Consider the following 9603-nt stretch of genomic DNA (forward strand, 5'->3'; position numbering starts at 1 on the left):
TATCAAAAAAAGGATAATCAGAATACTATCCATGTTTCTTGTGGTGCTGGTCATAGTGCCGGCTACCATTTTGTCTTTTGCATGGGATCCGCTCGTTCAGACAGTTACGGCACGTATGGCCGCAGCTTACCTGTCAGAAACACTTGAAACCAATATTACCATCGACAGGCTCCTGATAACCCCGCTTTTTGATATCAGCCTTAAAAATGTTTTTATTCAGGATAATCGTGAAGATACTCTGCTATTTACCAGGAAAATGTTTATAAATCTGGGTAATCCTGAATTGAAAAATAAGGTAATCAATGTTAATTCTGTAAGCCTTAAAAATGCCGGTATACATCTTGTGAAATACGAAGGAGATTCCAGCTATAATTTCAGTGTGATCTTCTCTCGTTTGTCCGGTAAACAAACAGATTCAGTAAAGATCGACAGCCTGAAGGGTGAACAGTGGGAAGTGAAGTTAAAAGGACTGGATCTGATTGATGTCAGATTTAAAATGGATAACTGGAATCGCCCGGTAAAGGATGCCGGGATGGACTATTCGCACCTCGATACCTATCTGGCAGCTTTTGTCGTTCACGACCTTTACCTGAATGGAGATACGGTCAGTTTCATAACCGACGAACTTATGTGTCATGAACAATGCGGACTGGAAGTGCTTTCGATGAGCGGCCGGCTTGCATTGAGCCCGGCTTTCCTGAAAGCGCACAGCCTGTTGCTAAAAACAGGAAATTCTGACCTGGATCTTGATTTTGAGTTTCATTATGACGATTGGAATGCTTATAATGATTTTATTAATTCGGTAAGGATACAGGCAGAAATCCGGCCATCTGTTTTTAATCTTACCGATATCGGTTGTTTTGCAACCAGTTTAACCGCCATGGATAATCCATTGAGAATTGGAGGGGTGATCTCCGGTACGGTGAGTAATTTAAAAACCAATGGATTTAAATTTGCTTTTGGGAAAAATACACACTTCAACGGCAATGTTAACATGCATGGCTTGCCGGATGTGGAAAATACCTTCATGCATCTTAAAGCTGAAGAAATGCAGGTTTCACTGCCAGATTTAGAGGCATTTAATCTTCCTGAAGGGGCAGGCAGGATAATAATTCCTGAAGTGATAAAAACTATCGGCATTGCCAGAATTAAAGGTTCTTTTACCGGATTTTACAATGATTTTGTTTCCTATGCTTCTTACCGTACAGCTATCGGAAATGTGTCTACCGATCTTATCGTTAAACAGGATTCTGTGGTCTCTGTAAAATATAACGGTCGTATTACAGCCGAATCATTCGATGTCGGACAATTGATCGGAGCTGAAGAATACCTGGGAAAAGTTACTTTAGCCGCTCTGGTTGACGGACAGGGACTGGATGCTGAAAACCTGCTCATCAGACTTAATGGCATGATCAATTCACTGGATCTACTGGATAACAGTTTTAACCAGATTGAAGTTCAGGGCACTTTTGCCGAAAAACGGTTCAATGGGGAAATGAATGTTTCCGACGAACTGATCCAAATGAAATTCAAGGGAGATCTGGATTTGGGACAGGATATCCCCACTTTTGATTTTCTGGCCAAAATCAATAATGCAAGACTTTATGATCTTCACCTGTCGGAACGCTCACAGGATATGTCAATAAGTACAACGCTTCGATGTAACTTCATTGCCACCGATTTCGATGATCTGGAAGGTAAAATTTATATCGATAGCACAAGCTATACGGAAAAGGGTATCAATTATTATCTGGATCACCTCGCTCTCGTCACACTTCGGGATACCGGAATGACAAAGCGAATTTTTCTACACTCCGATTTCATGGAAGCATCGATAAAAGGTGATTTCCTGTTCAATGATATGGGGCAGGCCTTTGTGAAGCTGTTCGATCGTTATGTTGAAGCAGGTCTGGTTGGATTGGAACTAGAAAAAACATCACTTAACCAGCAGTTTCTTAATTTCGACATCTCACTTTACAATACCGATAACCTTACCCAACTTTTTGTTCCCGATCTGAAAGTGCATACCGGGACAAATCTTACAGGTACCTATACCGGGGATTCGGATTTTCTTGAATTTGACATGACTTCCCCTGAGATTTCATGGAAAGGAATTAGATTCAAAGGTTTGGATATTCATGCCCAGACTCTGCCGCGCCATTTTGCAATTGGTTTAAGCAGCTATCAAACTATTTTTCAGGAATCAGAGGAAAATGACTCCCTGGAGTTTGGGATGGAAAATTTTGGCATCAATGCAAATATTCGCCGGGATAGTATTTTATTTAAAATCACATGGGATGATCATAGCATACTGGATAAAAACAAAGCCGATATTTCCGGTTATTATGCCATCCTGGATACCGCTTATTCAACAGCCTCTATTGATACTGCTCACCTTGTTATCAACGACAGCTCATGGATGATCAGGCCTGGTAATCTGATCACTATGGATTCCACCGCAATAAAGATCAGTAATCTTGAATTCGTTGGGGGAAAACAGCAATTGAAACTAAACGGTGCAGTTTCAGGTTCACCCGCGGATACTCTGAATGCTGATTTCAGAGACTGGCAAATGTCGAATTTTGATATTCTCTTGAAGGATAAAGGTTTTGATCTTGATGCTGTTATTAATGGAAATTTAAGTGTTTCAAATGTTTTTAACAGTATTTCCTTATACTCGGATATATCGTTGACAGGGTTTCGTATGAACACTGTTTTACTTGGGGATGCTGTTGTACAGAGCCACTGGGACCCGGACCAACATCGGGCCTTTGTCAATGCGGAAATTATTTATACGGGAAATGTGGGTTCCAGCAAAGTTCTTGATCTCGAAGGTTATTATTATCCGAATGATCCTGACAGGAATTTTGACTTCTCATTTTACTTGCAGAATTTCCACCTAAAAGCACTACGCCCATTTGTTTCTGGCATCCTGGACAACCTGGATGGTATTGCCTCCGCAAATTTCGAACTTGACGGCACGGAGTCTGATCCCATTTTGAGTGGAACCCTGAAACTTATGCGAACAACGTTTAAGGTGGATTATCTGAATACGAGATATGAATTGGCCCACGAAATCAAATTCGATAGAAACGGTTTGTATTTTAAGGATCTGGTGGTTTATGATACCTTAGGGAATCAAGCTGTTTGTGATGGCAGCCTAACTCACGACAAACTGGAGGATTTTCGACTGGATGTGGAATTGCGCCCTCAGAATTTTATTTGCCTGAACACAGATCGTTATCAAAACAGCGATTTTTATGGCAGTGCACTTGCAACAGGATCCGTGGATATAACAGGTGAATTGGATGATCTTACCATCGACGTTGATGCCCGAACCAACGCCGGTACTTTTATAAGCATCCCTTTGAATACACGGGCAAGCCTAATGCAAAACGATTATATTGTTTTTATCAATCCAGGAAACCTTACTGATGAAGTAGAGGTGCTTACCAGAAATGTTAATGTTAAAGGCTTATCGTTAAACCTGAAACTCGATGTCACCAATGATGCCGAGCTATTGATTTATCTGCCCGATCAGATGGGGAACCTTTCGGCACGGGGTGCCGGACAAGCCCAACTGTCGATTTCCCCATCAGGCGAGTTCAGACTGGTTGGGGACTATATCATTAGCCGGGGAACATTTCTGTTTACGATCCAGAACCTTATCAGAAAACGATTTGAAATCCTTAGCGGCGGTAAGATCCAGTTTACCGGAGACCCTCTGGATGCAACACTGAATGTCAAAGGACTTTATAAAGTTAAAACAAATATCACCGGATTGAGCCCAACCCTGGATGAACTCTATGCCGGGGAGAAAATAAATGTGGATTGTATCCTTTGGCTCCAGGACAGGCTGATGAATCCAGATATCCGCTTTAATCTGCGGTTCCCTAATGTAAAAGATGAAATCCGCCAGGATATTTACGCCTTGATAGACACCAACGACCAGGCTGTGATGAATCAACAGATGATCTCTTTGCTGATGCTGAATAGCTTTAGCTATACTTCCGGTGGAAATTTTGGTGCTTCATCATTTAATATTATAGGGAATCAGCTTAGTAATTGGCTTTCACAAATTTCCCGCGATTTTGATGTGGGTATTAATTATCGCGCGGGTGATGAACTTTCAGAGGATGAACTACAGGTGGCTCTTTCTACCCAGCTCTTCGACGACAGGCTTATCATTGATGGAAATATTGGCGTGTCATCGAAAAGTAACTCTCAGAATGCTAGTAATATAGTTGGAGATGTGAATATCGAATACAAGCTACGTAAAGACGGCCGGGTTCGACTTAAAGCCTTTAACCGTTCTAACAATATAAATACTCTCGACGATATCGCTCCCTATACCCAGGGTGTCGGTATATTTTACAGGAAGGAATTTAATAATTTCGGAGACCTTTTCAAAAGAGAAAGGAAAAAATCCCGCAAGCCTTAATAAATCGTTTTCCATTTGATATATTCTTACCTTTAGGTTTTAATATGGCTTTCATTGTTTACAAATCATCGGCTGGATCAGGTAAGACCTTTACACTGGTAAAGGAGTATCTTAATCTTGTTCTGCTCGACCCTGGAAAATACCGCCGCATTCTTGCCATTACCTTTACCCATAAAGCGGCTGCCGAAATGAGAGGGAGGATTCTTTCAACCCTCGAAAAATTCAGTCACCCGGATCAAAATCTTCAGAAAGGAGATAAAACCCTGATGGAAAAGCTAACGCAATCCACAGGTCTCCCTGAAGAAGAAATACGAAGCAGAAGCGTCAGGGTGCTCGGTCTCATCCTGCATAATTTCTCAGATTTTGCCATTAGTACTATCGATAGCTTTATTTACCGAATTATTAGAAGCTTTTCCTTTGATCTTCGTTATCCGGCTAATTTTGAGGTCGAACTTGATACCGAAAGCTTTATCTCCCGTGCAGTCGATATCCTTCTAAGCCGTGTTGGAAAGGATGAAATGCTTACGAAGATTTTGGTGAAATTCACCGGCGTTAGAACAGATGAAGAAAAAAACTGGAATATTGAACACAATCTGCAGTCTTTTGCCTCCCATTTGCTCAGGGAAGAGATATTCCCGCATTTGTCCGTATTAACCGCCTTACAGCCGGAAGACCTTTTGTCGGCTGACCAGAAAATGGCTGCTTTTCGAAAAAAGTTTGAAGCTGAATTAATAAATCTTGGCCTTCAGGCATATGATGTAATCACCGCCTCCGGATTATCTTACAGCGCTTTCTATCAGGGAAACCGCGGTATTATGAGGTATTTCGAATATCTGCGCGATGGCCGGATTGATAAAATTGAACCGAATAGCTATGTAAAAGATACTGTGGGCAGGGATTCCTGGGCCGGGAGTAAGACCGATCCGGCTGATGCTGCCAAAATTGAACAAATCAAACCTGAGTTGCTTTCCATTTACAGAAAAATCGAAACCCTGCGGGAAACAGAGGAAGGAAAGTATCATCTGCTTGGATTGCTCAGACAAAATATCTATCCTGTGGCTGTCCTTAATGAATTCCTGCGAGTTTTTCTGGAAATACGGCACGATGAAAACCTGATCCATATTTCGGAATTTAATAAAAGTATTGCCGATGTAATTATGAAGGAGCCTGTTCCCTTTGTCTATGAAAGAGTAGGGGAGAAGTACGAACATTACCTCGTGGATGAGTTTCAGGATACTTCTGAACTGCAATGGACCAATCTCATTCCCTTATTTGAAAATACCCTGGCTTACGGAAGATTCAATATGTTGGTTGGAGACGCAAAACAGGCTATTTACCGATGGAGATCGGGTGATGTGGAACAATTTATTGCTTTACCAGGCTTTTCTCCGAATCATAAGGGGTTATCTCCAGGAACCAGATTGCTTTTTAAGGAACAAGGGAAAGTAGAAAATCTGGATGAGAACTACCGCTCGAAACAGGAAATAGTATCGTTTAATAATGATTTCTTTTCTATCATATCCGAACTTTTTCCTCCTTTGGTAAAGGATGTTTTTGGAGATGTGCAGCAAAAGGTCCCGGGTAACAAGCATGGTGGATATGTCCAGATACGCCGCTTTGATAAGGGCTTTGACAAAGAATCCTATGAAGCTGCTACCATGGATTCGATTACCTCTGTGGTTCGCGATTTGCTGGATTCAGGATTTGCTCTGAATGATATTGCTGTTATTACCCGGAAGAATATTTCAGGAAGCCGGATTGCCTCTCACCTTCTTAGCCAGGGATACAGGGTGGTTTCCGGGGAAGCCTTGCTTTTAAGGTCTTCCCCCAAGGTTCGTTTCGTGGTGGCTTTACTGAAACTCCTGGTTTTACCCTATGACGAAGTAAGCATGAGTGTGGTTATCCGTTACCTTAGCCAGGATGGCCGTTTTGGGGATAAGTCGCTGCATGATATGCTCAACTTAATAAGCAATGGAAATGAAAAAGCCGGATTAAACAATATAATGGGTTTTGCCGGTATAGATTTCAATACCGCGAAACTGAAAGCCTTAACAGTTTATGACCTGGTGGAAGAGATCATCAGGAATTGCCATCTGAATGAAGATTTTGATCCCTATCTGCAGTTCTTCCTGGATAGTATTTTACAGGCTGATGTAAAAAGAAAACTTACCCTCCGCGATTGGCTCAAATGGTGGGAACAAAACGAATATAAACAGGCTGCCGTTTTGCCTGAAGACTCAGATGCTATACGTATCATGACTATCCACAAAGCCAAAGGATTGCAGTTTCCTGCTGTGATTTTCCCTTTTGCGGATCTTGATATCAATAACAAGACTTTTTCCAGGAAGGAATCGTGGATAGAACCGGAAGAAAATGAAGGAGAAGGACTACGATTGGGTCTGATCCCTTTATCGAAAAGCCTTGAAAAAACACGCTTCGCATACTTATACCGTGAAGAATTCGAAAAAACCTACCTCGATGTGGTTAACATGGCATATGTTGCAATGACCCGCCCATCGGAAAGATTATATATCATGTTGAAAGGTGCTCCGGAAAGTGGAGAGGGGGAATCTTTCAATAAAATGATTGATTTTTATCTCGGTACCAAAGGATTACCCATCCCCGATTCTTATGAGCACGGAACCAAAGAGAATAAAACCGGGAATGCTCAAATAACTTGCCCTCCTGTTTTGCTTAAATCGATGATTTCATCCAACTGGCACAAACGTATCCTTATAAGCCTGAATACTCCCGGACAATGGGATGTGTCAGACCCGGAGGGCAAGCGGCAAAAGGGAAATACTCTTCACAGAATTATGGCTGGCATCCGTTCAAAGAGCGACCTGGAAGAAAAAATCCTGCAATTGCAAAAACAAAAGTATATTGAAGGTATTTCCTCCGCAATGATCATCAGTGCATTAACAAAACTCCTGGATAATCCCTCATGTACAATATTGTTTGAAGATGGTTGGAGTGTATTGAACGAACAGGAGATTACACTGGAAAATGGACAGATAGTTCGTCCAGATCGCTTGCTGTTAAAAGAAAACAGAATAAGGATATTTGATTTTAAAACCGGTTCACCGGATGAAACCCATAAGTTACAGATTAGAAATTATGCGGACATCCTGCATCAGATGGGTTATATTATCGATGCTCTAATCCTGGTATACCTTGAACAGGAGGAGGGTATTGTTCGTTTATGAACAAAGGACATACGCAGGCGGACATCCGGATGCTGAACCATCTGCGGAAGTACATCATAAGCCATTGTTTATGGTGAAATTAGCCTATATGGCATATTATTGGTTATCAGGATTCAATATTTTCAATAATCATTAAAAAATCAAAAACATGAGAAAAACGATTTTACTGTTAGCAGGATTACTTTTCATGTCGATGATGGCGGTTTCGCAGGACGAGATGCGTCTGATGCGATTCCCCGCTATTCATGGTGACCAGGTCGTATTTAGTTACGCAGGCGACCTTTATTCGGTAGACGCTTCAGGAGGTGTGGCCCGCAAGCTTACCAACGACCCGAATGGATATGAAATGTTTGCGAGATTTTCTCCGGATGGAACCCGGATTGCCTTTACTGGCCAGTATGACGGAAATACCGAAGTTTATGTAATGCCAGCCATTGGTGGAGTCCCGGTAAGAACGACCTATACTGCTACTTTAGGCAGAGATGATATTTCCGACCGTATGGGACCCAATAATATTGTCATGACCTGGAAGGATAATGACCATATCGTTTACCGGTCTCGAAAGAAATCCTTTAATTCATTTAAAGGACAACTGTTCCTGGTTCCCGCTGAAGGAGGACTGTCTCAACAACTTCCATTACCCTCCGGCGGCTTCTGCAGTTATTCTCCCGATGGAAAAAAACTTGCCTATAACAGGGTTTTTCGTGAATTCAGAACCTGGAAATATTACAAAGGAGGAATGGCCGATGATATCTGGATCTACGATTTCGATACAAAACAGGTACAGAATATCACTAATAACATCAACCAGGATATTTTTCCGATGTGGCATGGAGATAATATTTATTATCTGTCAGACCGTGACAGAACTATGAACCTGTTTGTTTACAATACGGTATCGGGTGAAACACGGAAGATAACCAATTATACCGATTACGATATTAAGTTCCCTTCTCTTGGAGATAAAGCAATTATTTTTGAAAGAGGCGGTTTGCTTTATACTTTCGATCTCCAAAACGAAAGCATAAAACAGATTCCGGTCATTATTGCCGATGACCTTGCCAACGGCAGGAATGAAATGAAAGATGCGTCCGAGGAAATCAATTCATTTGCCGTTTCCCCCGATGGAAAAAGAATAGTACTGGGTGCACGAGGAGATATCTTCACCCTCCCTGCAGAAAACGGAATTACCCTTAACCTTACGGAAACATCCGGTGTCCACGATCGCAATGTTGAATGGTCTCCCGACGGCAAATACATTTCCTTTATTTCCGATATGACTGGAGAAGATGAGATATATATCATGAATCAGGATGGTACTGAATTGCCTGTTCAACTCACTTTTAACAGCGATACATATAAATATAACCCTGTTTGGTCTCCCGATTCAAAAAAACTACTTTGGTCTGATAAAAAACTACGACTTCAGTATCTTGATATCGAAACCAAAAAAGTTACTCTGGTAGACCAGGCTTTGGATTGGGAAATGCGCGATTATAGCTGGGCTCCTGATAGCCGCTGGATCACTTATATACTTCCTGAAACCGATGGAACTTCAAAGGTATGGGTATATGATCTTGAAAACGCATCTAAAAATCCTGTGACCGATGAATGGTACGATTGTGCAGGGCCCGCATTCAGCGACGATGGAAAATATCTCTTCTTTACTTCAAACCGTGATTTTAATCCCATTTACTCCTGGACCGAATGGAACCATGCATACAGAAATATGACCAAGGTTTATTTTATAACCCTTGCAAAGGAAACTAAATCACCCTTTGAACCGGAAAACGATGTTGTCGCTGTTAAAAAGGATGAACCAGCCAAAAGCGATGACGGAGATAAAAAGAAAAAAGATGGCGACAAAGACGAAAAGAAGGATGAAGGAGTGAAAGTTAAAATTGATTTCGATGGCATAGCTCAGAGAATCATTGCTTTACCATTGGATGCCGGTCA

At 41.6% G+C, this 9603-nt stretch carries 3 protein-coding genes; all 3 read left to right on the forward strand.

The annotated features are described in order from the left end of the window. Nucleotides 1-31 precede the first annotated feature (31 nt). Nucleotides 32-4441 carry a translocation/assembly module TamB gene (locus KKA81_06320; GenBank protein MBU2650530.1) on the forward strand — a complete coding sequence of 1470 codons (4410 nt, stop codon included), beginning with the start codon at nucleotides 32-34 and terminating at the stop codon, nucleotides 4439-4441. A 44-nt stretch (nucleotides 4442-4485) separates the two neighbouring features. After that, nucleotides 4486-7647 (forward strand): UvrD-helicase domain-containing protein, encoded by a 3162-nt coding sequence (locus KKA81_06325; protein ID MBU2650531.1) that lies wholly within the window; start codon nucleotides 4486-4488, stop codon nucleotides 7645-7647. A gap of 148 nt (nucleotides 7648-7795) precedes the next feature. Continuing rightward, nucleotides 7796-9603 (forward strand): protease (locus KKA81_06330; protein MBU2650532.1); only part of this gene is annotated, 1808 nt, incomplete at its 3' end.

The sequence above is a fragment of the Bacteroidota bacterium genome (assembly GCA_018831055.1).
GTDB lineage: Bacteria > Bacteroidota > Bacteroidia > Bacteroidales > B18-G4 > M55B132.